Annotated in this window: 23 protein-coding genes, 2 tRNA genes and 1 rRNA gene; 15 read left to right on the forward strand and 11 right to left on the reverse strand. The window is 38.9% G+C overall.

Annotated elements, in window-relative coordinates; all coding sequences use genetic code 11:
• The first annotated feature begins 113 nt into the window (after positions 1-113).
• Positions 114-485, forward strand: coding sequence for a hypothetical protein (locus FGD67_RS12190; protein ID WP_257171434.1), 372 nt, complete (start codon positions 114-116; stop codon positions 483-485).
• Between the two features lie 24 nt (positions 486-509).
• On the opposite strand, the gene FGD67_RS12195 is transcribed toward FGD67_RS12190, so the two are convergent.
• Positions 510-1,445, reverse strand: coding sequence for a LysR family transcriptional regulator (locus tag FGD67_RS12195; RefSeq protein WP_257171435.1), 936 nt, complete (start codon positions 1,443-1,445; stop codon positions 510-512).
• A 117-nt stretch (positions 1,446-1,562) separates the two neighbouring features.
• Between FGD67_RS12195 and FGD67_RS12200 the strand changes: the two genes are divergently transcribed.
• Together FGD67_RS12200 and FGD67_RS12205 are read left to right on the forward strand one after the other, a co-directional pair.
• Complete coding sequence (locus FGD67_RS12200; protein WP_257175108.1) at positions 1,563-2,603, forward strand: zinc-binding alcohol dehydrogenase family protein; 1,041 nt, start codon at positions 1,563-1,565, stop codon at positions 2,601-2,603.
• 50 nt (positions 2,604-2,653) lie between these two features.
• The gene (locus FGD67_RS12205; protein WP_257171436.1) at positions 2,654-2,944 is read left to right on the forward strand and encodes a putative quinol monooxygenase; all 291 of its coding nucleotides are present in this window, start codon (positions 2,654-2,656) and stop codon (positions 2,942-2,944) included.
• Positions 2,945-3,180: 236 nt separating this feature from the next.
• Here FGD67_RS12205 and FGD67_RS12210 read toward each other — a convergent pair whose 3' ends face one another.
• The 3 genes from FGD67_RS12210 to FGD67_RS12220 form a co-directional block, all read right to left on the reverse strand.
• Positions 3,181-3,324, reverse strand: a complete 144-nt coding sequence (locus tag FGD67_RS12210; RefSeq protein WP_257171437.1) for a hypothetical protein — start codon at positions 3,322-3,324, stop codon at positions 3,181-3,183.
• A gap of 153 nt (positions 3,325-3,477) precedes the next feature.
• Positions 3,478-4,206, reverse strand: coding sequence for a hypothetical protein (locus FGD67_RS12215; protein WP_257171438.1), 729 nt, complete (start codon positions 4,204-4,206; stop codon positions 3,478-3,480).
• 3 nt (positions 4,207-4,209) lie between these two features.
• Positions 4,210-4,458, reverse strand: a complete 249-nt coding sequence (locus FGD67_RS12220; protein ID WP_257171439.1) for a helix-turn-helix transcriptional regulator — start codon at positions 4,456-4,458, stop codon at positions 4,210-4,212.
• Between the two features lie 207 nt (positions 4,459-4,665).
• Here FGD67_RS12220 and FGD67_RS12225 point away from each other — a divergent pair, with 207 nt between their 5' ends.
• Entirely contained in the window at positions 4,666-5,721 is a 1,056-nt protein-coding gene (locus FGD67_RS12225) for a CNNM domain-containing protein (RefSeq protein ID WP_257171440.1), read from the forward strand.
• Positions 5,722-5,910: 189 nt separating this feature from the next.
• On the forward strand, positions 5,911-6,438 hold the full coding sequence (locus FGD67_RS12230) for a hypothetical protein (RefSeq protein ID WP_257171441.1): 528 nt from the start codon (positions 5,911-5,913) through the stop codon (positions 6,436-6,438).
• A gap of 92 nt (positions 6,439-6,530) precedes the next feature.
• Here FGD67_RS12230 and FGD67_RS12235 read toward each other — a convergent pair whose 3' ends face one another.
• Positions 6,531-7,679 carry an iron-containing alcohol dehydrogenase gene (locus FGD67_RS12235; RefSeq protein WP_257171442.1) on the reverse strand — a complete coding sequence of 383 codons (1,149 nt, stop codon included), beginning with the start codon at positions 7,677-7,679 and terminating at the stop codon, positions 6,531-6,533.
• Positions 7,680-7,830: 151 nt separating this feature from the next.
• Here FGD67_RS12235 and FGD67_RS12240 point away from each other — a divergent pair, with 151 nt between their 5' ends.
• Both FGD67_RS12240 and FGD67_RS12245 read left to right on the forward strand, forming a co-directional pair.
• Entirely contained in the window at positions 7,831-8,745 is a 915-nt protein-coding gene (locus FGD67_RS12240) for an AraC family transcriptional regulator (RefSeq protein WP_257171443.1), read from the forward strand.
• Between the two features lie 135 nt (positions 8,746-8,880).
• Positions 8,881-9,339 (forward strand): hypothetical protein, encoded by a 459-nt coding sequence (locus tag FGD67_RS12245; protein WP_257171444.1) that lies wholly within the window; start codon positions 8,881-8,883, stop codon positions 9,337-9,339.
• Here FGD67_RS12245 and FGD67_RS12250 read toward each other — a convergent pair whose 3' ends face one another.
• The 4 genes from FGD67_RS12250 to FGD67_RS12265 all read right to left on the reverse strand — a co-directional run bounded on the left by FGD67_RS12250 (position 9,340) and on the right by FGD67_RS12265 (position 13,472).
• Positions 9,340-9,681, reverse strand: coding sequence for a hypothetical protein (locus FGD67_RS12250; RefSeq protein WP_257171445.1), 342 nt, complete (start codon positions 9,679-9,681; stop codon positions 9,340-9,342).
• A 114-nt stretch (positions 9,682-9,795) separates the two neighbouring features.
• On the reverse strand, positions 9,796-11,448 hold the full coding sequence (locus tag FGD67_RS12255) for a methyl-accepting chemotaxis protein (protein ID WP_257171446.1): 1,653 nt from the start codon (positions 11,446-11,448) through the stop codon (positions 9,796-9,798).
• A 158-nt stretch (positions 11,449-11,606) separates the two neighbouring features.
• The gene (locus FGD67_RS12260) at positions 11,607-12,263 is read right to left on the reverse strand and encodes a triacylglycerol lipase (protein ID WP_257171447.1); all 657 of its coding nucleotides are present in this window, start codon (positions 12,261-12,263) and stop codon (positions 11,607-11,609) included.
• Between the two features lie 309 nt (positions 12,264-12,572).
• Positions 12,573-13,472: an endonuclease/exonuclease/phosphatase family protein gene (locus FGD67_RS12265; protein ID WP_257171448.1), complete on the reverse strand. Its 900-nt coding sequence runs from the start codon at positions 13,470-13,472 to the stop codon at positions 12,573-12,575.
• A gap of 272 nt (positions 13,473-13,744) precedes the next feature.
• Between FGD67_RS12265 and FGD67_RS12270 the strand changes: the two genes are divergently transcribed.
• Positions 13,745-14,389 (forward strand): energy transducer TonB, encoded by a 645-nt coding sequence (locus tag FGD67_RS12270; protein WP_257171449.1) that lies wholly within the window; start codon positions 13,745-13,747, stop codon positions 14,387-14,389.
• A 111-nt stretch (positions 14,390-14,500) separates the two neighbouring features.
• Here the strand turns inward: FGD67_RS12270 and FGD67_RS12275 are convergent, their stop codons facing one another.
• Positions 14,501-14,926 carry a CBS domain-containing protein gene (locus tag FGD67_RS12275; RefSeq protein WP_257171450.1) on the reverse strand — a complete coding sequence of 142 codons (426 nt, stop codon included), beginning with the start codon at positions 14,924-14,926 and terminating at the stop codon, positions 14,501-14,503.
• Positions 14,927-15,859: 933 nt separating this feature from the next.
• Between FGD67_RS12275 and FGD67_RS12280 the strand changes: the two genes are divergently transcribed.
• From FGD67_RS12280 to ahpF, 3 genes are all read left to right on the forward strand, one after another.
• Positions 15,860-16,282, forward strand: coding sequence for a hypothetical protein (locus FGD67_RS12280; RefSeq protein ID WP_257171451.1), 423 nt, complete (start codon positions 15,860-15,862; stop codon positions 16,280-16,282).
• Between the two features lie 930 nt (positions 16,283-17,212).
• Positions 17,213-17,782: an alkyl hydroperoxide reductase subunit C gene (ahpC, locus tag FGD67_RS12285; RefSeq protein ID WP_126667223.1), complete on the forward strand. Its 570-nt coding sequence runs from the start codon at positions 17,213-17,215 to the stop codon at positions 17,780-17,782.
• A gap of 99 nt (positions 17,783-17,881) precedes the next feature.
• Positions 17,882-19,483 (forward strand): alkyl hydroperoxide reductase subunit F, encoded by a 1,602-nt coding sequence (gene ahpF / locus FGD67_RS12290; protein ID WP_257171452.1) that lies wholly within the window; start codon positions 17,882-17,884, stop codon positions 19,481-19,483.
• A 132-nt stretch (positions 19,484-19,615) separates the two neighbouring features.
• On the opposite strand, the gene oxyR is transcribed toward ahpF, so the two are convergent.
• Complete coding sequence (gene oxyR, locus FGD67_RS12295; RefSeq protein WP_126667225.1) at positions 19,616-20,515, reverse strand: DNA-binding transcriptional regulator OxyR; 900 nt, start codon at positions 20,513-20,515, stop codon at positions 19,616-19,618.
• Between the two features lie 524 nt (positions 20,516-21,039).
• Here oxyR and FGD67_RS12300 point away from each other — a divergent pair.
• The 4 genes from FGD67_RS12300 (at position 21,040) to FGD67_RS12315 (ending at position 24,043) form a co-directional block, all read left to right on the forward strand.
• Positions 21,040-21,201 carry a hypothetical protein gene (locus FGD67_RS12300; RefSeq protein WP_257171453.1) on the forward strand — a complete coding sequence of 54 codons (162 nt, stop codon included), beginning with the start codon at positions 21,040-21,042 and terminating at the stop codon, positions 21,199-21,201.
• 901 nt (positions 21,202-22,102) lie between these two features.
• Positions 22,103-23,649 (forward strand): 16S ribosomal RNA (locus tag FGD67_RS12305).
• A gap of 122 nt (positions 23,650-23,771) precedes the next feature.
• Positions 23,772-23,848, forward strand: a tRNA-Ile gene (locus FGD67_RS12310).
• Positions 23,849-23,967: 119 nt separating this feature from the next.
• Positions 23,968-24,043, forward strand: a tRNA-Ala gene (locus tag FGD67_RS12315).
• Positions 24,044-24,248 lie beyond the last annotated feature (205 nt).

Consider the following 24,248-nt stretch of genomic DNA (forward strand, 5'->3'; position numbering starts at 1 on the left):
AAATGCAGTAACCTTGCGATTTATCAAAGTAAGTTTGCGCGATATATTTACAATGTCAGCCTTGATGGTTTAAACCGATAGTATTTATTTTTTAGTAAATAATGGAGAAGAAAATGAAAAATTATCTGCTAGTTTTATCAACACTGTTACTACTATTGACGGGCTGTAGTAAGTCAGTTGAGGTACAACTTGAGCCAGAATTGACAGTGTTTGTGAGTGCGGGTAGTGACAAAACAATACAGTTAACTAAGCAAGATGCAGAATACATTATGCTGAGCGAGTGGTTAGTGCAGAATAAAGCCGACTGGTTACCAACATCGGGTCGTTATGCTGGCGGTATTTACTTAACCTCAGGTAATTATGGTATCCAAGTGATAGATACTAAGGTTGTGCTGTATTCAAGCATTACCGATAATCCAACCGCAATTTATGCGCAAGAAATTGAACGTAGTGATCTGAGAGCATTAAAAGATCTAGCGAAATAATTCTTTCTTATTGCCAAATCTGGGTTACTTGAGTTCCTCGTTTGATAAAATGCCTTTATCGTGCAATTGTTGAAAAATGGTTTGGCATTTTTTACGAAAAGTATCACGTAATAATCGCACTGCTGGCGTAATTGATTGCCGGCTTGGGCAAATGATCCATAGCTCAGTGTCGGTAGCTTTATATTCAGGTATAACATTCACTAAGTCGCCAGCTAGTAGATCAGAAGCTACATCTAACGCAGATTTGGTCGCTAAACCTTTGCCCGCAACACACCAGCGCCTAACAAGATCGCCATCGTTCGCGGCACGGTTGCCATTCATTTTAATTTTAAATTTTTCGCCCTGATGAGAAAAAAGCCAAACATTGTGAATTATGTCGCTAAGTTGATAGAAAAGTCCGTTATGTGTGACTAAGTCGTTTGGGTGTGTAGGTGTGCCATGTTGCTCTAAATAATTCGGACTAGCGCAGAGCAAACGTGGAATATTACAAACCTTAAAACCATACATATTTGAGTCAGTAGGAGAGCCATAGCGCAGGGCAATATCAACGCCATCTCGATAAAAGTCGATATTACTATCACTCAGGCTTACTTTTAGCGTTATAGCACTATGGGTTTGCATAAATTCGTCTAACCACGGTGCAACAAGGTTACGACCAAGATCTGATGAGATAGCAATACGTAATTCCCCATCAACTATCGCTAAGTCGTCTTTAACATTTTGCTTGGCCTGCTCAAGCATGTCTAATGCCTGCTGGCAATGAGGAATATAACGCTCTCCTGGACCACTTAAACGTAAACTACGGGTCGTACGAATAAATAACTCAACACCGAGTGCTCGCTCGATACGTTTAATGGCAGCACTTGCGGTAGCCATTTGCATATCTAAACTTGCTGCAGCGGCAGTAATACTACGAAATTCTGCTACTTTTAGTACGACATGTAAGTCTTCTATCTGCATATTGTCAAAAAATTATTGATAATGATTCAATTATTATGCTGTTTAATGCTAATTAATCAAGCGTTATTATAAAGCCAAGTTAAAACGTAACCATGACACAAACAAGTGAGAAAGATGATGAAAGCTATTGGATATACCCAGTCGTTACCTATAAGCAACGTAGATTCTTTAATGGATATTGAATTACCACAACCGGTTGCTACTGGACGTGATTTATTAGTTAGAGTTGCTGCGATAGCTGTAAACCCTGTTGATTATAAAGTACGCCTCAAAGGCGCACCTAGCGAAGGCGAATTTAAAGTTTTAGGCTGGGATGCGGTGGGTGAGGTAGTGGCTGTTGGTGAAGATGTTAGTGAATTTTCGTTAGGAGATCACGTCTATTATGCTGGTGATATTACTCGCCAAGGTAGCAATGCAGAATATCAATTGGTTGATGAACGCATTGTTGGCAAAAAGCCAAAAAGTTTATCAGACGCTGAAGCGGCTGCATTGCCGCTAACAGCAATTACGGCATGGGAAATGTTATTCGAACACTTAGCCATTAAACAACAGTCACCAACGAGCAAAGATAAATCAGCAGATGTTATTTTGGTGGTAGGCGCTGCCGGCGGTGTGGGATCAATTTTCTTACAATTAGCAAAAGCGATCACAGGTGCAACCATCATTGCAACGGCTTCTCGTGAAAGCTCGCAACAATGGGTGAAAAAATTAGGGGCAGATTATGTTGTTGATCACAGTAAAGCCTTGAAGCCACAAATTGATGCGTTAATTGCCAACGAAGGGGTCGGTCAAGTTACTCATGTTGCAAGTTTAAACAGTACAGCGTCATACTTTGACACGTATATAGATTTGCTAGTGCCATTTGGCAAAATAGCTATGATTGATGACCCTGAAACACCACTCGATATTATGAAACTTAAAATGAAAAGTTTGTCATTTCATATTGAGTTTATGTTTGCACGTTCAATGTTTAATGCTGTTGACATGCAAGAGCAAAGTCATTTATTGAATCGTGTGGCTGAGTTTATTGATCTGGGGTATATCCAAACTACCGTTGGTAAAAACTTAGGGGTAATAAATGCAGAAAATCTCAAAGCTGCGCACCAAGAATTAGAGTCAGGCAAGTCGATAGGCAAGCTAGTTTTACAAGGCTTTTAATAGCAGACAGTAAAAATTAACCAAAGATACTAAATAGTAAGGAAATTATCATGACACAATTGACTATCGTTGCCAATATTACCGCACACCCTGAGCAAATTGATTTAGTTAAAACAGAATTATTAAAGCTGATTAAAGTAACACGATCAGAGAAAGGTTGTGTAAATTACGACCTGCATCAAGATATTGAAAATCCGGCACACTTTATGTTTTATGAAAATTGGCAGACTCGAGAGTTATGGCAAGCACATATGACTAATCAACCATTGCAAGACTACCTTAGCGCGACGCAAGAGGCTGTTGCCGAGTTTACGTTGAATGAGATGCAGCATATCGAATAATACCAATTTTACTAAGCGCTGAGTGGAAACAAACTTAATAAACTTGGTATAATCAACTAAAGAGCGGCCTGTATAACTGAGCTTGGGTGATATAGGCCACTTTCTTAGGTCGATTGCTTTTATTTTTGCAGCAAGCATTGGTATTTATCTGCGCATCAGCTAACCATTTCTAACTAATATAATTTTGTAGAAAATGTCACACGCAAGAGATAGCTGCTTATTGCATATCAGTGAGCTTATTTCAGTACAATGATAATGATCTCAATAATTTCTTCAATTAATGTTGGCTCTTGTGGTGGTTCTTTTTTACCGCCAGTAGCAAAAGCAGTTGAACTAATGACAAGAGTGGCAATGATTAAAGCTAATTTAAATGTTTTCATGGTTATTCCTTAATAAAAAAGTTGAGTGGATTTAAATCCACAACCATTATTCAGGAAAAGTACTCAAAATTATATCGTGTTGAACAGAATTATGTTGCGTAGTTTTTTTTTACGGTATTAACTCAGCACTAATTGACTTGAAGGGAAAAGGGCTTAAGCCGCGAATTTATAGTTAGATTTGATGATAAAGTTGACGATTAAAAATAATGTTGTCGCCGATAAAACATGTACAGTTTCAGAGTAGAAATTATAAATAAATAAAGGCTCTAATGACGTTAAGTGACGTAATAGGTATTCTACAATCATAATAACAACAACTAAAATATTCACCATAGCAAGTGAATATAATTGTATATCTACCGAGGTATGTTTTAATGGCAAGCGGACGATATTTTTAATAAATGATAATGTCTGAAATTTTTTGAATATCGGAATGCGAAGAAATATTAGGTGTCGAGTTACCATATTAAGCATTAACATAGCGATGTATGAGTGCATTCTTGGCGCATTGTAGTCGATTAAATACCAATATATTTCGCCTATGATACACATAAGCACCGTCGGTAAAATGATTCGCCGAATCAACTTATCATACCAAAACAGCTTAATTAGCCAGAGTGACAATAGATAGATCAATGGTTTGATAAATAGGTAGCTGCTAGAGAAAAAAATAATTTCCTCTAAGAAACGTTCGAGCAAGAAAATTAGCGCAATGCTAATAATATTGGCATTGTGAATATTAAAAAATATTAAGCTCAGTAAAAAAATAATGAACAAGCGATCAAAATATTGCGCATAGCCAAAGGTCAGTAATGCAATCGTTAAGAATATAACAGCTAAAAGGCTAGTAATACCATTGCCTATATATTGCCGTAATATCATAAATTACATGCCAAAAAACTTCATTACTTGCACTTTAAATGATAACTGACTAGATTCAGATACTGACTTTCGACAAGCAAGCCACCAAGCATTCACCACTTCAAGACTGAGAGAGTCAATGGTTTTAGGGTGCTCGTTCTCAATGGCAACAACAGTTTCTCGGCTGATACCTATTTGACTGGCAAGTACTTTTTGCGTAAAACCAGCTTCTTTTCTTAAGTTTTTTAATTCTAATCCAGAAAAATGTGCCATTTGTATTTATCAAAATTTGTTAAGATTATTTGCATTTTAAGAATTTATTCTCATAAGGGCAATCAATTACCGCACTTTTTGTACAATTAATTAGCAAAACTCTGCCAACCAAACCATTAAACGCTAAAACCAAGCATAAAGTTATTGCTGGCATTGTGGTATGCTACTTTTCTGGAAATACATGACTTGTTAATACGGAATGACTGCGTGACCTTACTTTTTATTTATTTAACCATTGCTATTGGTGTTTCATTTTTATGTTCAGTATTAGAGGCGGTTTTATTGTCGATCACCCCGAGTTTTGTTGAGCAAATGAAAACACAAAAACCAAAATCTGCTGCGGTTTTGGTCAATGTTAAAACGCGTTTAGAAGAGTCACTGTCGAGTATCTTAATTCTTAATACCTTTGCTCATACTATGGGGGCTGCAGGGGTTGGAGCACAAGCGCTTGCTATATTCGGTGAAAAATGGGAAAGCGCAATTGCGGTATTACTGACTTTAGTTATTTTGTATTTTTCAGAAATTATTCCTAAAACTTTAGGGGCAACTTTTTGGCGTAGTTTAGCTATACCCTCTGCCCATGTTATTGCTTGGTTAGTGCGAATCGTTTATCCGCTGGTTTGGCTGGCGACTCGACTGACGCGTTTATTTAAAAAAGATAAAACCAGTGAAATTACCCGCGAAGAAATTATTGCTTTAGCGTCGCTCGGGCATAAAGATGGTAGTTTGTTCTCACAAGAAAATGAATACTTATCTAACATGCTTAATTTACGTGAATTGCGTACTGGTGATGTCTTTACCCCTCGCACCGTTGTTCACATGTTACATCAAGATATAACCGTAACTGCCGCGTTAAACCATGAGCAAACTCGCCAATTTACTCGTATCCCTGTTTACGGCAATACGATTGATGATATTACCGGTAAAGTGATCAAAGGCGATTTATATGAAGCTGAGCGTAATGGTCATGGTGATGAACCGATTAGTAACTTTATTACCCCGCTAACGGCCGTATCTGAAAAACTACCCGTTCAGCAGTTGTTAGATATTTTTATAAAAAATCATATGCATATTTACGCGGTTGAAGATGAATACGGTCAGACATCAGGCGTTGTTACCTTAGAAGATGCCATTGAAACCTTATTGGGTCGTGAGATAGTTGATGAAAGTGATGCGGTGACCGATATGCAAGCGCTAGCCCGCGATAAATATCGAGATAGGTTAAGAGGACTTAAACAACAAGGTGATGATCAAGCCGATTAGCCCTGTACTAAGTCTTGAAAGGTATCTTGAATGGTGTGGATAATGTGAGACATTTAATCCATTTTGTTATTTAACGCAGAGATATTCAGCAAATATTGGCAAGTTAGCCGATTCGCTGCTTAAGTGAACCAAAATAAAAATCGTTACGTAATAGTGATTAGACATTTATCTTTTATTGAGCATATAAAAATGAAAATAATCACCTTGGCTTTCGCTTGGTTGCTACTAACCGGATGTAGCACGGTATATCCAAATAAAGCTATTACCGGACAAACCTTTCCCAATGTTGTTGGCCAGTCATTAGAAAAAAATACCGTCGCTATCCCCGCTGACTTTAATGGTGAAGTAACCTTATTGCTCATGGGCTATGTACAAAACTCGCAGTTTGATATCGATCGTTGGCTAATCGCTTTGGATATGACAGAAACGCAAGTTAATGCCTATGAAATACCGACTATTCAAGGTCTATTTCCGCAAATGTTTAGCACGGTTATTGATAATGGCATGCGAGCAGGTATTCCAAAATCTTTATGGAAAGGCGTGGTTACTGTTTATGACGATGGTGAAAAAGTTCAAGCACTTACCGGTAATGAAAATGCTTCTAATGCACGGGTAGTGTTATTAGATGAGCAAGGAAAAATTTTGTATTTCTATGATCAAGGTTTTGCTGTTGCCGCATTGAATGAGGTAAGAGTAATTTTAGCTGCTCAACAGTAAAGTTAAAATTATTGTCATGTAAAATAAATAAAGCGAGTATTGAACATCAATACTTGCTTTATTGTTACTTATTTTGATCGGAGGTTAATGAATTATTTTACCGCTAATTCTAATATCTCACGACTTTGCGTTAAAGTTATTGCTTGGTTTTCACCGAGTTTTAACATCTTATGTGCTTCAAGCTGCGCGATGATCTTATCAATAGCAGCGGCTTTATCGTCGCCATGTTCAGTTAATTGTGTTGCAACACTCAAGCTATGGTAAAACGCTTCAATCGCTGCAATAGTACGTTCTGCCAGATCTTCTCCCTCAGCTAAAGCAAAAACATTCTTGCCTAATTGTTCTAATTTATCTTTCTTAACGGCGAGTTGGTTGCGCATTAATGATGGTTGAATAATGGCTAACGAACGGGCATGGTCAACACCATAAAGGGCAGTTAATTCATGGCCAATCATATGCGTAGCCCAATCATGCGGTACACCGGCACCAATTAAACCATTCAGTGCTTGGTTGGCAGTCCACATTAAGTTTTCACGCCAGTGTAGTGTTGCGCGTTGATCGTATTGCTCAGCAAGTACTAGTAAGTTTTTCAGTAATGCTTCAGCGTAACCGTCTTGTACCATAGCACCCGTTGATAGTGTTAAGTATTGCTCACAAATATGTACCCAAGCATCAACTAAGCCATTAATTAATTGGCGTTCAGGTAAGGTTTTCATAGCGTCTGCATCAAGCACAGCAAACTTTGGTTGCACGGCTGGTGCAAAGAACGGTAGTTTATCTTGTGTGGCAGCACGCGTGATCACGGAAGCAGCATTTGACTCTGAGCCGGTCGCAGGCAAAGTCAGTACCGCACCGATGGCGATGGCTTCAGTGACAGTATGTTTACCTAAGAGTATATCCCAGCCTTCGCCGTCATAGCCGGCAGCCGCGGCAACATATTTTGCACCATCAATCACCGAGCCACCACCAACAGCAAGTATGTAATCAATTTTTTCAGCTTTGGCTATAACTACGGCTTTATCTAAAGTTTCCATGGTTGGATTAGGCTCAACACCTGAAAATTCTAACCATGTGTGGTTAGCAAGTGCGCTTTGCACTTGTTGATAAACACCATTTTTTTTAATCGAGCCGCCGCCATAAATAACCAATACCTTACTTGTGCTTGGAATTGCGTCACTAACGCTGGCAATTTTACCTTGACCAAAATGAATTTGAGTTGGATTAACGTATGAAAATTCCATGGAACACCTTCTTTAATTAATGAAAAAGCACAGTGACTTTTGATGTATTGCATATTAATGTAGTTTTTATTACTTAAATAGCCGAATTTATCGATAATCATTGCCTATTCATGTAAAGTTGTCGAATTGAACAGCCCGTACTAGGAAAATTATGCAAGCGTTAGCACCATTAATGCAGTCTTTCTGTCAGTTTAAATTATTACATGACTTAAATGGTATGTATAAAACTGTGATCCCCGGAGTAAAGTTTTATCGTGCTGACACCAGTAGTGCTCGTGAACCTTTACTTTATCAGTCTGGGATTATTGTTTTGGGACAGGGGCGAAAAAATATCTATATTGCAGATAGCTGTGTGCAATATGGCTCAGGCGATTATTTAGTGTTAGGTGTGCCTATGGCGCTAGAGTGTGAAGCTTTTGCTGAAAAATCATTACCTATTATGGGTTTAGCTATCGATGTTGATTCTCATACGTTGCATAAACTTGTTGGCCAAATTGACGAGCAAGGTAAGCAAGTTTGCAGCAATAGTCAACACGATAAAAATGTTCTCGACTTTGGGGTTAAATCAAACAGCGTTTGTGAAGATTTTAATAATACCGTCATGCGTTTATTGAAGGTTTTGCACAACGATATGGAAGCGGCGATTTTAGGTCCAGCTATCGTTGAAGAAATCGTTTATCGTACTCTGGTAGGAGAAAATGGCCATATTTTGTTTGATTTAGCGCGTCACGATGGTCATTACGCGAGAATCGCCCGTGTACTTGATACTTTGCACAAAGAGTATGCAGAGGTAATATCTGTTGAACACTTAGCAAACCAAGCGCATATGAGTGTCTCAGGTTTCCACCGAGCATTTCGTCAAGTTACTAATGAAACCCCATTGCAGTATTTAAAAAAAATCCGCTTAAATAAAGCTAAAGATCTGATTGTCACAGATGGCAAGCAAGCGACAGAAGCGGCTTCTTTAGTCGGCTATACCAGCCCGTCACAATTTAGTCGAGAATTTAAGCGTCACTTTAATGCCACGCCTAGAACGATAAATGTAGGGGCGCAGCCAATTTATTGAGGTAGGTCAGGTTTGTTGGCGAAATATAACTGATATGCTCTTGGCCGCTTGCTTGACTTAAGCACTCAATGGTAAAACATGAATTAGGTGATGTCATTGAGTTGATGTTGGCGAGTTTAGCTTAAGGTGGTAGTGGTGATAAAATTATTAAAATTAGGTAGTATTTTACTAGCAACGTTATTGCTACAAATGCCAGTGAAAGCACAAGAGCAGGTGAGTGATAAGCTAAGTCGAAGTGTGACAGTTCAGGTTGATGTAAAGCAAAGCTTAATGCCAAATGATGCCGAGCAATGGGTGCTATATGTTTACGCCTCGAAACCTGGCGAGCGACTGCCATTAGCAAACTTTAAGGGCAAATTATCGCAATTACCGAGTGAAATTATCCTACATCAAAGTATGTATTTATTGCCTCATTTAACCTTACAGCAAGCTGAAAACGTGGTTATTGTCGCTAAAGCAACTAAGAGTAAAAATCCACACCAAAAAAGTGCTGATGATATTATTGGCTATTCAGTGCCGGTAAGCTTTACCAGCAGTCCGCATCAAACTATTAGCGTGAGTATCGATCAGCACGACAAAACAGTGAATAAGTAATTACTTATAGGTTAACGTTACTCGATCCATTTTGGCAACAAAACCCTGTTGTGAAGGGATAAAGATGACTCTTTGCGTTTTGGCAACGGCGTTATTGAGAATAATTTCAACGTCACCTTCCATTACTGTTTTTCCTTTTTGGAAGGAGGCATGAGTAGATTTTGTCGATAAACTACCATTTGCGAAGGCTATTCTGACATCTCCACTATAAGTATGGAGCTTACTGTCTTTTGATATCACTTGAGATTTTGCGGTGATTTCCATTTCGTTCGCAGACGTAAAGCTTGATAAAACACTTGATACCACTAAGGTTGATAGTGCTAATTGTTTAAATAATTTCATCTTGATTCCCCACCTAGATTCATTAAATATTGCTTAAGCTCACAGATACCATACTAAACTTATGGTGGATTAGTATAGTAAATTTGCAATCATCACAATAAATTCATAATTCTATTATGGGGCTATTTTATGTCGTTGGGCATTAAAGCCAATACGGAAACCACCCCAGTGCTTGCCATTGACAATTATCGGAGCAGAAACATCATGCATGACTTCTCCAGTATCACGTTTATATGTTTGCAGGAGAAATTTACGGGTGTGCTGACCACATCGAATACCAGTACTGTCGTCAAATATACGCTTGGTACGATTATTCAAGGTATCTATCGAACTATCACCTGTTAATGGTTGTGAGAAACAGTGGTTATGGGTAGGGAAGTAGCCATTAATATCGACAGCGCCAGCGTAGATGACATCGAGGTTTTCTTGTAAAATTGGTTCTTGAATTGCCGGTAAATATTTGTCAGTAAAATTATCAAATTTACTGTGATATTTTTGTGGTGATGTGCCTGCGATCAACTGATAGTTGAAGTCAAATAAAGCTTGTTCACTGATATCATTACAGGCTATTTTTTCACTGAATAAAGTGGCGACTTGCTGTGCAGAAACCTGAGCTAATAAACAGAAAGCGTCCACTAAAGAGCCCGTTTTGAACTCAGCAAGTTCGATGAAAATAGACTCGGTACTTGCGCATAGCTCTGTCGATTTCTCTGAAATTATATAGGTTTCTTTGCTTTTTTCGATAAGAAAATTATGTAAATTTGTAATTGCCACAGAAATTTCACCGCTGGTGACATTGTGCTCTTGTAGTGCGGTACTGATTTGGTCGCTTGCATTTGATGATTCAGTCATCTGTTGATTGATATCACTTAATGAAATAGCCAAAGGTTGCATGCTGCTAACTATGCTATGGCTTTGTTCAACAATTTGGGCCATCGCATTAGTGGTTTGTAGTGTTTGCTCATTTATTTGATTCAGTGTGGTGCCAATCTGCTCTGTTGCATCCGCGGTTTTCGACGCTAAAGCTCTAACTTCATCTGCGACAACGGCAAATCCTCGGCCTTGTTCGCCAGCACGCGCTGCTTCGATCGCAGCATTTAAGGCTAACAAATTTGTTTGAGCGGATATTCCGTCAATAACATTAGTGATACTTTGGATTTCAGCAGCGTTTTGCGAGAGTGATTTAATTCTCTCTGCGGTACTAATTACATCACTATTCAATTGATTTATGACCGTAACATTAGCATTTAGCTGTTGTGAACCTAGCGATGTAGCGGTTTTCGCTTGGTTTGACTGTTGAGACGCTATAGCGGCGTTTTCATTCATCACTTGAATACTAATAGACATTTGCTGAGCGGCGCTAGCGAGTCGATCAACATCTTCACTGGATAACTCTATGGCAGTACTGAGTTTCTCAAGAAAAAAGCTCACTTCTGCAGAATTTATTGCTAACTCGCTGGCTTTATCGTCAATATTTTTGCCTGCACTAGTGGTTTTATTTGCTTGTTCAAGAAGCACATCTTGTAAGGGGGCGCTTGTTGAAGTATCTAGTTTTAGTGTGCTGAGCAGTAATTGATGCTGAATTTTTTGATTGTGCTTAACGGCAAAATTAATACTGACTAAGGCGGTAAAGAAGCTAAGCATAAATATGGTCAATGCTTGCCAATTTAGATTGATTGATAGCAGAGTTAGGGTAATTAAGAGCACGGTTATTATAAAAGCGGCTAACAATGCGAGCAACGCTGTAATCTGACGAGATGTAAACATAGTTAATCACCGTATGGTTTTTGAGAAGACCCTCTTATTCTCACTTTACGGTAGTCAGTGTTGTAGGAACTGGCAATCAGACTTTAGTCTTGTATACCCTTTGACGATTATTTTATGCTGGACGATATACGCGGTAATCATCAACACGATTACTCGTGTTAGTGATTAAATTGACCTTGCTTGAGGTAACAAATAACTTGCGCTATCACAGCATCATTTCGCATCATAAATACATGGGTGGTGGGCATTTCAATGTGATCATTCATGCCATCAATTTTGGTACTCTCGACTGAAACTTTACCGTCGTCAGTATCGGGTATCAGTGACGATAATAGTAAGTTAATGCTTTGTGTTCCGGCAATGATACCGACATCAAAATTGGCTTTACCAAGCTGATTTGGCACACTTAACTCGCCGGTGCCTAATTGCATGCCAGCTGCGCCATTAACAAAACTAAAACCAGGTAAGTGCCTGAGTTTATCAACAATTTCGGTGCCTTTATTGGGTGGACCAAGCATCACCACCTTATTCAACTTGTCGATACTGTGCTTACTAAGAAACTGCCGGACCAATATACCGCCCATTGAATGCGTGACAAAATTTACCGGCATGCCTTGGCATTGTTTTAGTGCATCAGTAATGGTTTGTTCTGCAAGTTCTTCAATTGAGTAAGCTCGTGAAGGATAATCGATGTTTAATACTTTATAGCCATGCTCTGCTAATTTATCTGCCATTTTGTCCATCGAGTGCGCTGAACGGGCTAAACCATGTAGTAAAATTACACATTCATTTATCGCGTTATTGCTTGTAGTCATGGTTAATTCCAGCGTGTTTATAGTATACTTTGTGCTCATCTTGATAATAGCTGAAAGCTTTTAACTACTAAAGTTTTAAGGTTTTAGAGGTAACTATCAGAGTTAAATTTTCAGCTTTTAAAGTACCGCAACTCTCATGGCTACATTACGACAATAACCATCTAAGTTATTGATTTTATATCCGTAATTCGGTATTGTCTTGGCTTCATTGTGTAATGAATACTTTGGTTGATAATTATCAAATAGGTGAGTAATATTAACCAAACAAGCCCACATTTAGCTGATAAATGCGGGGCTTAATAATTTTAATTACAACGCTAGCTCTACTGAAATAGGGCAATGATCACTCAGTGTTTGACTGAGCTCTTTAGTGTATTTTGGTGTGAAGACCAATTGATCGAAAGAATTGACGACATAACGAGCTTTGGCTTTTGGGTCAAAAATAATGTGGTCAATATAATCTTTGTAATAACCACCCCAACATTTAGATTCAGCTTTAATCGTTGGAGCCCATAATGCTTCAGTGCCTTCATCATCAATCGCTTGCCATAAACCTTGCACTTCGGTGTGGTTTAATGAAATATCTCTAACAAATCGACGGTTAAAGTCACCTAATAAAAGAAATGGTACACCTTCTTTAGCGCGAGCATCAACCCAAGCTTCTAGCGGTATTGCTTGCTTAGCAAGTTCAGCACAGGCAGTTTTAGCATAGACTTCTTTTTCATTAGTATTAGGCATTTTAGCTATGCTGGCTTGATCAAGGGCTTTATCAAAACAACCTGATTTCATATGCACAGCTAACAAGCGCACGCTCTTACCATCTTTGGTTAAGGTAACGTCCATACCTCGACGGGCAAGGCCCTGGTCAAGTTCACGGTACTCAATAGCGTTGGCTTTATAGCCACTGCTTTTTCTGACCGCTACGCCAACACGTTGCACCCAGTCTTTAGTTGTGAAGAAGTAATCATATTCATCACCGAAAACTTTTTTTGCCCATTTTTCACTTTCAACTTCTTGCAAAGCAATAACGTCGGCATCTAGCTCTCTCGCATAACGCGCCAATTTTTGATAATCGGTATCTTTACGCTGGTTATACTCGTGCGAGCCAAGCCAAGCGATGTTCCAAGAAGCTACTTTTAACGTTTCAGCAAAAATTGGCGCGCTTATTAATGTTGATATGATGGCGAGCAAACTCATTAATTTTGTCATTAGATGATTCTAGATTATACATTGGGCAGCTATAGTAACCGTTGATATAGCAAATTCAAGTAAACTGTTCTCATGACGTGATAATTTATTTTTAATATTAGGCTATAAATTTGCAGTTACCGTCAATGATTAAAGGTTGCTATAATCTGGCCGCTAATCCAGAAAAATTACTGACAAACTACAGGGCAACCGGTAAAAACATGTATTTGTCTTTATTGGTTGCGCAATTTAACTTGTCGCTTTATCACTCTTTGTTAGGAGTACTATTATGAGTGCAGATAAATTTGATAAGGAACTTACTAGTCTTTATCAACAAAGAAAACAGTACATCAATAGTTGATCTAACAGGTGAAGTTAAGCCAATACAATCACCTCGTTCACCTTGGCATGTATTAGCATTACTATTAACTGGCGGTGTTGCTTCATTTGGTATTATGGCGGTGATAAGCCATTTTGGAAAAACACCTGTACATGGGGTAGCTGAACAATATAAACAGCATACTGTTCGGGTGATTGAAGTTCAGCCGGAAGAGTTGTTTTTACCGTCAATAGCCCCTTTACCACCTAAGCTTGGAAGTGCTGTGCCTGAGCACGCAGAAAATAGTCAAGAAAGTCTAATTGTTAACACTGCAGCTTTATCGATAAATAAAGCGTTGAATCATAATGTTAAAGCGCCAAGAATTAATCAACTATCAATGGATATTCTACCCATTTATCGTGTTATGCCAGAATATCCTAAGTCAGCACTTTATGCACGCAAGTCAGGTACAGTGAAACTACAGTACCATATTTCAGATGAAGGTCAGGTTGTTGATATTGTTGGGCTAAATAAACATGGTTATGATTTATTAGAGCGCTCAGCAAAGCAAGCCTTAACGCAATGGCGTTATCCTGCTAAAGCAGCAGTGGGAGATTGAGTTTGAATTTAATCTCACACAATAGATAACCTTAACTGATAACTGATCACAAAGACTGATTTTTTTAGAGCAAAACATACTATGATCACTGGTAAAAGAGCTGTTAAAGTATTATTTTTTAGGCGTATTAGCTCTGTTATATAGCCATTTTACAATATCTCGCCATGTTAATAGCCCTACGGGCTTATTATCACTATTTATTACCGGAAGACAAGAAACACCGGTATCATGAAATACTTTGATAGCGGCAGAAAAGTTACTGAACTGCTCTATAGCGACTAATTTTCTTCTTACTATTTGATGTACTCGTTTGTTGAGCATCGCCAAATCTCTCTTACTTGCTGTCGGCAATTCTTGGTTTGAGTTGGTGGCTTTTAAGTAATCTCGCTCGGAAATAACAGCAACAAGTTCATGGCTATTATTTACCACGAGTAAGTGATGAAATTTATGTTTAATAAATAACTCCCTGACTACAACAAGTCTTTCATCCATATTAATGCAGGTGACATTGCTAGACATAATATCTTCAATTTTCATATCTTATTACTCTGATATATTTTGCTAAAGTGTAGATAAAATAATGCTAAAGGCCAATAGTCTGAGCTATCGACGCAATACTCGTACGACATTTTTCAGTGTGACTACTGGTGATTGCCTTGTAAGCGGTATCTGCCATTAGCCAGCATATGTATTGTCCATATCAAACCTGTTAAGGTTAACTAGTCAGGTGATAAACGTAAACAGTATAATTTACATGTAATTAAAGCCGACCCTAGTTACCGTAATCCATAAAGTGCAACATAAAGAAAAATTGGCAAAGTATTTATTACTATTACTATTACTATTACTATTACTTTAGCTAGTCAAACGAACAGGGCTTTGCTCAACATAAACACTGCTTTGTAGATTATCACTCGAGGTTTACTTGCCACTAAACTTGCTTTAACAATATTCATCGTGAGTTGTTCATCAACTATTGTTCGTTTTCCTGATACTGGATTTACAAGCAGGTAACTGTTAGCAACAATTGATGTAAAACTTGAGCTTTCTTGTGATCAATGACATTAATTACTACAGCACTTATTATCCAAATAATAAATGGTATTACAATAAATAACATCAAGCACTTATTAATTTTATGGATGAAGTTTCTTGGTCGATTAAGCTTATAACAACTGTTTTTGAATAATTAAGCGAGACTATGAGTCGTTATTCCGTTGAGTTTTATTTTTTATAGCTAAGAGTATTAGCAATAAAAAAGCTAAGTAATGCTCATTTGCTTGAGCGGTAATTACGAAGACTTTTGCAAGCCGTTAAAATTAGGGCATACTGAGCTTAAATTTCATGTTAATGACTGAGTTTTAGTGATAGTAAAATGTTGCTAGCAAGTAATAGCGAGAGTATTACCCGTGTAAGTAACACAGATAAGGTCTTGTTATTGGCAATTTGTTGCCCAAATTTAGGTTATTTATGAATATTATGACTGAACAACTGCCTATTTCTATTCGGGCTAGTGATGATTTAATTGCTGAAATAAAAAATATAGTGGCGATCAGTAATAAACTTGAAGCCCAGTTGAATTTTCATACCATGACCGCCAATTGGTACGGTGAAGAAGAAAATATTATCCAGATTAATTTTTACCTGCTTTGTATAGCAGAACTCAAGGACAGTGAAGAAAATCAAGACAACGCAGTTAAAAGAGAATTTTTAGCGGATGATGTACTAATGGTTTCCTCGACAAGTAAACTATTAGATTGTCATGTAGCGATAACCGGGGTAGAGCAACGGCTATTGCAACAGACACCTAAATTACTTTCTGGTTATTTAGCGAAAAAGCTGACGAAGGTGCTTAATTTGATAGCAGATCGGTATCAATTTGAATATATCTAATAATTTAAGTCTGCTGCAGGCTAATAAAAACCAGTTTTAAACTTTATTTAAATTAATTTTTAATAAAATTGAACTAACAACTACGAAAGTACTCTTACTTAATAAGAGATTCTCCCCTCGGTTTTGTTTTTATTAGTGTTTTTATATTATTGTTATACGCTCCTCATTTGAGGGGCGTTTTTTTTGCCTGTATGTTTTTAAACCTGAAACTATGATCTTAGGGGCTGTTGAACTTTCATTTTAGTCTCTGCTATTAGCTAATTTTTGAGTTAACAAGGCGAAAAGTGTGCGATGTAGTAATCTACTTTAACAATTTCCAACGATGTTAGATTGAAAATTAGCCATAGCCCCTTGGGTTGCCTTGAAAAATAGTCAATCTTTGTTGGCTACAGGACGTAGCGTGAGCAGAACGCGGTAAGCGGTGCTTAATAGACTTGGTATAAAGTAAAAGATCAACAGCCCCTAGATTAAGCTAATAATATTAGCTGTAAATAGCAACTGATTGAACAGTTAAGAGAAGAGAAATTAATTTTCAATAAAATTGAACTAACTGTGATTAAGAGGCTCTGACTTAATAAGAGATTCTCCCCTCGGTTTTATTTTAAATAATTTTATGTTTTGTTATACGCTCCTCATATGAGGGGCGTTTTTTTTATCTGCTAATTTTTGCACCGCATAACTTACTGAAACACTCTATTGTTTATAGTTATAGAAAACGTTAGCCACCCCAAGTCTTTTAGAATACCTAATATGCCAATCCTTTTAGCGCTACGTTATTAGTTTTTATGTAGTTTTTATGTAGTTTTTATTTTGATAGTTTGTGCCTATCGATATGATTAATTCAAACGATTGTTCCTATTCCAAGGTTAGACGTATCATTATCCCAACTTAACAAGTACACACATTTTTAAAAAACTATTGGAGATAAACATGTATAACTCAATTATCAACTCAACGATTCAACCTTTCAACGCAACAGCATTTAGCAACGGCGAATTCATTGAAGTATCAGAAGCAGATGTTGCAGGTAAATGGGCAGTATTTTTCTTCTACCCAGCTGACTTTACATTTGTCTGTCCAACTGAGTTAGGCGACATGGCTGACCATTACGCTCAACTACAAGAAATGGGTGTTGAAGTTTACTCAGTATCAACTGACACACACTTTACACATAAAGCATGGCACGGTAGTTCAGACACTATTGGTAAAATTACTTACCCAATGATTGGTGACCCAACAGGTAAAATTACGCGTAACTTTGGTGTCATGATTGAAGACGACGGTTTAGCACTTCGCGGTACGTTTGTTGTTAACCCTGAAGGCGAAGTTAAAATTGCCGAAATACATGACCTAGGTATAGGCCGTTCAGCGAAAGAGTTAGTGCGTAAAATTCAAGCCGCACAATATGTAGCTGACCATGACGGTGAAGTATGTCCAGCAGCATGGCAGCCAGGTGCAGAAACGTTAACACCATCATTAGACTTAGTTGGCAAAATCTAAACGACAGCTAACATCACCGCGGTATGACTGAAAGTATCGCGGTATTTTCCAAAAAATAAATAAAAACCATATTCATCAGTATTCTCGAAGGAATAAACCATGCTAGATACGAACTTAAAGCAACAACTAACGACCTATTTACAAAATTTAACCTCGGCTGTTGAATTGTCAGTATTTTTAGGCGAAGACTTAAAATCAAAAGAATTAAAAACCTTGGTGACAGAAATTGCTGAAATGTCAGCATTAGTAACGGTTGTTGCAGCAGATGCTAGCAATGAACGTGTGCCATCAATGTTAGTAAAATCGGTAAAAACTGGCGGCGAAATGCGCTTTGCTGGTGTACCGATGGGGCATGAATTTACCTCATTAGTGTTAGCCCTATTACATAGTGGCGGACACCCAATTAAGCTTGATAAAGCAGTTATCGAACAAGTAGCAGCACTCGAAGGCGAGTATAGTTTTGAAACTTATATTTCGTTAAGTTGCCAAAATTGTCCAGACGTTGTGCAAGCGCTTAATATGATGGCGGCGATTAACCCACAAATTAAACATGTGATGGTTGATGGCTCACTATTTCAAGAAGAAGTTTATAAACGCGATATTCTTTCTGTGCCTGCGGTGTACTTAAATGGCAAAGCTTTTGCTCAGGGCAGAATGACCGTCACTGAGATCTTAAATAAAGTAGATACAAATGCTGGCGCGAGACAAGCAAAAGCAATAGACAACAAAGAAGCTTTTGATTTATTAGTGATTGGTGGCGGCCCAGCGGGCGCGGCATCAGCAATATATAGTGCCCGTAAAGGCATACGCACCGGTATCGTTGCTGACCGTTTTGGTGGTCAAGTGCAAGATACCATGGCGATTGAAAACTTTATTTCTGTCAGTGCTACCGAAGGTCCCAAACTTGTAGCGAGTTTAGAAAACCATGTTAATGACTATGATGTTGATATTATGAATAATCAACGAGTCAAAAATATTATTGAAAGTGATGTTGAAGGTGGCTTAATTACCGTTGAATTAGAAAACGGATCGACATTACAAACACGTTCAACCGTTATTGCAACCGGTGCAAGATGGAGAGAAATGAACGTTACAGGTGAACAAGAATACCGTGGTAAAGGTGTGGCTTATTGCCCGCATTGTGACGGCCCATTATTTAAAGGAAAATCAGTTGCCGTTATTGGTGGTGGTAATTCAGGTATTGAAGCTGCCATTGACCTTGCTGGGTTAGTAGAGCATGTTACTGTCTTGGAATTTGATACCGTATTACGTGCTGATGCGGTATTACAAAATAAAGCACGTTCGTTACCTAATATCGAGATTATTGTTAATGCGCAAACGACAGAAGTATTAGGCAACGGTAAGCATGTAACGGGGCTTAATTACCTTAATCGAGCGACAAATACGCAAGAAACTATCGAACTTGCTGGTATATTTGTCCAAATTGGCTTAGTACCTAATTCACAATTTTTAAAAGGTACCATTGATTTAACTGAACGCGGTGAAGTGATCGTTAATCAAAAAGGTGAAACTAATATCGCTGGTGTTTATGCGGCAGGAGATGTAACTAATACACCTTTTAAGCAAATCATTATTGCGATGGGTAGTGGTGCAACCGCCGCTTTAGGTGCTTTTGATTACTTGATCAGAACACCAAACCCTTTAGAAAACACTGAAAGTGCTAGTGAAGCTGCCGCGTAGTTAACGAGTAAAAATCTATTAAAGATGGTATTGAAAGTTAATTACTACCAAGATAGAAAACACGCGAAAAAAAATGCTATCGTCATCAACGATAGCGTTTTATTGTTTTTAATCTAGGCAATACCCTTCGTATTAATCAAAAAGGCCGTTTACTGCTTGCCTCACTTCACTGACAATCGCTCTGACACTTTCCATTCTGGTGTAACCAGCACGACAAAGTAAGGCTATTTCGCGTATGGGTTGTGGACTATCAAACGGAATATAACGAATGTGTTGCTGGGGAGCATAATTAATGGTGGCCAATTGCGGTAACAAAGTAATGCCCATATTACTTGCCACCATATAACGCAAGGTTTCAAGACTGGTAGCACGAAAGCTATGATCTTCCTCTGCACCGGCACTAAAACAATAACCCATTGCTTGATCTCGCAAGCAATGACCATCTTCCAAAGTAAGAATTTTTTGATTGTGTAAATCGTCAAAACTAACCTTAGTTTTATCAGCAAGCGCATGTGAAGGTGACGTTGCCATCACTAAAGGTTCGTTAAATAAATCATAACGCTCAAAACGAGACATTTCAGGTAACCAAGGCAGAATTAAGATATCGAGCTTGCCAGTTTCTAATTGTTGCAGCAAATCTTGTGTTCTATTTTCATGTAAATAGAAGTTTATTCTCGTTAGCTTACTATTCAAGGCGGGCATGATATGCGGCAATATATAGGGCGCTAAAGTGGGAATTAAGCCAATATGTAAGTCACCTGAAAGCGGATCAAGTAAAGCCTTTGCTGCTTCTTCAAAATTATTTGCCGCGTTCAAAACCTGCATAGCTTGTTGTACAAGTTTCTCGCCAGCAGGAGTTAGCATAACATTGCGCGGTTGGCGCTCAATTAACGTTAGCTTTAATCGTTGCTCTAGCTTTTGAATTTGACCACTTAATGTCGGCTGACTAACAAAGCAGGCGTCAGCGGCATGACCAAAATGTTTATATTCAGCAATGGCGGTGAGATATTCTAAATCACGTATTTTTATCATAGTTATAATCTATCAAAACTTAAAAACTGATTGTTTTATTGATGTTAACCTGCTCATTTATGTTTAGCTAGTATGGTATTCAGTTTTCATTTAGGCGCTGCTAGTAAAAAGGTTGATATGTTTATGTTCAATATGAGCAATTTAAATATAATGTAGTGAGTAAATAGATCTACAAATTGCCATGTTGCAATTACGTCGCAGTGAAAAAGATTTTTTATTGCGTAAAGATGTGAAACACCGAGCAACATTTTACGATACTCTTTTAATGTTTTAGAACAGCGTTTAGTTTCCGCCGATATTATCGAAACTAAATTATCAGCTATCAAGAGTAGCATACAAACATACCAGCAAATATTTGAACAGTTAGTCACTACTTCAATAGCTCAAGGTTTAGATAGTCATTCAGGTTTTTACGGCAAACTTAGAGATACTACACGCTCATTAGAAGAAGCATTGCTGCAGTTAGTGATTTTGAGTCGCACATCTATCTATTAACTTTAAGAAGGCATAAGAAATACTTTATTTTGCGCCAGGAAGAAAAATATCTTGGACAACTTTTAGATACTTCAGATAAATCAAACATGCGCGTATCTGCTGGTAGTACTCAAAAGCTGCTTACCACTTATATAGATGAGTTTAAAAGTATTTTGAAATATCGAAAAAAGCTCGGACTTGAAAATAAATAGGCAATAGCATTTGAACATGCGTTATCAGGGGTAGAGATTGCTATTAACTATATTTCACCACTTCTGACTTTTAATGCGCCTTTATCTTTAGATGACATTTAATTGCTGACTTTAGCTAGTTTTACTTAACAATTTAGACAAATGTATTGATGGTGATAGATGCCTTTGTATTAATTACCTAGACTAAAGTGTGTGCTTTTAGCGCTATTTGGGCATTTAAAACACAGTTACGGCAAGGGTTGTACAAATAAAAAGCAAACAAACCACTTTTATCAATTTAATTGCAATTAGCGGTTGACGCGGGGCGATAAATCTCTAAAATGCGCTCCACTTCTTCGGGACAAGTCGAAGAGGTTGTTTTAATGAGTTATCTAATGTGGTTTAGGCTGATTTGGTTAACTTAACGTTTTAAAAGATGGTTTTGAAAGTTTTAAAAACTTTTAAAATAAATTCAAATAAAATGTTGACATTAAAACTGAGTTGCGTAGAATGCGCATCTCGCTTCAGGCAAGGCTACTAGCCGGCTTCAAGCAACAAGCGGTCTAACAACGAATGAGATTGTTGGCTCGTACCGAACAAGACGTTCATCCATGAACGGTTCGGCATAGGTACTTCGTGTACCCATCTTTAACAATTAGTTATCATGCAATTTGTGTGGACACTCACATTAACGTTGATTTTACATAGTTATCTCTTTCTTCGGAAAGAACATAACAAAAAAACAGTTTAATATGATGTCACACAAAAAATAAGTATCATTTAGGTCTTCGGATTTAAATATACGTTTTATGTAGTTACTTTCTTCTTTAGTCGGATAGAGAGTAACACGACAGAATTCATTGAGCAGATGTCTTTTCTTGGTTAACTTCGGTTAGTTAAGGTGAGCATCACAAACGATTTTTAATTGAAGAGTTTGATCATGGCTCAGATTGAACGCTGGCGGCAGGCTTAACACATGCAAGTCGAGCGGAAACGAGAATAGCTTGCTATTCGGCGTCGAGCGGCGGACGGGTGAGTAATGCTTGGGAATATGCCTTTGAGTGGGGGACAACAGTTGGAAACGACTGCTAATACCGCATAACGTCTACGGACCAAAGGGGGGGACGCTTCGGCACCTCTCGCTCATTGATTAGCCCAAGTGAGATTAGCTAGTTGGTAAGGTAATGGCTTACCAAGGCGACGATCTCTAGCTGGTTTGAGAGGATGATCAGCCACACTGGGACTGAGACACGGCCCAGACTCCTACGGGAGGCAGCAGTGGGGAATATTGCACAATGGGCGAAAGCCTGATGCAGCCATGCCGCGTGTGTGAAGAAGGCCTTCGGGTTGTAAAAAGCACTTTCAGCGAGGAGGAAAGGGTGTTGTTTAATACGCAACATCTGTGACGTTACTCGCAGAAGAAGCACCGGCTAACTTCGTGCCAGCAGCCGCGGTAATACGAGGGGTGCAAGCGTTAATCGGAATTACTGGGCGTAAAGCGTGCGTAGGTGGTTTGTTAAGCAAGATGTGAAAGCCCTGGGCTCAACCTGGGAACTGCATTTTGAACTGGCAAGCTAGAGTTTTGTAGAGGGTAGTGGAATTTCCAGTGTAGCGGTGAAATGCGTAGAGATTGGAAGGAACATCAGTGGCGAAGGCGGCTACCTGGACAAAGACTGACACTGAGGCACGAAAGCGTGGGGAGCAAACAGGATTAGATACCCTGGTAGTCCACGCCGTAAACGATGTCAACTAGCCGTCTGTGGTCTTGAACCGTGGGTGGCGTAGCTAACGCGCTAAGTTGACCGCCTGGGGAGTACGGCCGCAAGGTTAAAACTCAAATGAATTGACGGGGGCCCGCACAAGCGGTGGAGCATGTGGTTTAATTCGATGCAACGCGAAGAACCTTACCATCCCTTGACATCCAGAGAAGAGACTAGAGATAGACTTGTGCCTTCGGGAACTCTGTGACAGGTGCTGCATGGCTGTCGTCAGCTCGTGTTGTGAAATGTTGGGTTAAGTCCCGCAACGAGCGCAACCCCTATCCTTATTTGCCAGCGCGTAGTGGCGGGAACTCTAAGGAGACTGCCGGTGATAAACCGGAGGAAGGTGGGGACGACGTCAAGTCATCATGGCCCTTACGGGATGGGCTACACACGTGCTACAATGGCAAGTACAGAGGGCAGCAATACCGCGAGGTGGAGCGAATCCCACAAAGCTTGTCGTAGTCCGGATTGGAGTCTGCAACTCGACTCCATGAAGTCGGAATCGCTAGTAATCGTAGATCAGAATGCTACGGTGAATACGTTCCCGGGCCTTGTACACACCGCCCGTCACACCATGGGAGTGGGTTGCAAAAGAAGTGGCTAGTTTAACCCTTCGGGGAGGACGGTCACCACTTTGTGATTCATGACTGGGGTGAAGTCGTAACAAGGTAACCCTAGGGGAACCTGGGGTTGGATCACCTCCTTATCTTGAAGTAAAACAGCTTAATGAGAACCTCGGTTCTGCGAGTGTTCACACAAATTACATGATAACAAATTAGAAGAAGTCCAAACATCTAAGCTTCGGACAACAATTCTTGAAAGAGAAATAGGTCTGTAGCTCAGCTGGTTAGAGCGCACCCCTGATAAGGGTGAGGTCGGCAGTTCAAGTCTGCCCAGACCTACCAATTTACGCTTTTTACGGCGTTGGTTCATCACTCGTGTAGAAAACCTACACTTCGCGATAAACCGCCTTGTAAAAAACGTAAATCTGAGTTTTGTTCTAGCTTAAAGATGTTTCCCATTTGGGGCTATAGCTCAGCTGGGAGAGCGCCTGCCTTGCACGCAGGAGGTCAGCAGTTCGATCCTGCTTAGCTCCACCACTTCTTCACTAAGAATTGAAAGACCAAACTTAAGTTATGCTTTATTTAAGCTACTTTAAGTTTGGTTTTTAACCAAGTCACCACCGAATGCGTGTGAATGACAAGTTCTTTAACAATCTGGAAAGCTGATATAAATACCGGTATTTATATGGCAAACACGGTGTCGCGCTGTTGTTTGTAAATTATAAATACCAAGCTGTTGTTA

The organism is Colwellia sp. M166, assembly GCF_024585285.1.
Taxonomy (GTDB): domain Bacteria; phylum Pseudomonadota; class Gammaproteobacteria; order Enterobacterales; family Alteromonadaceae; genus Cognaticolwellia.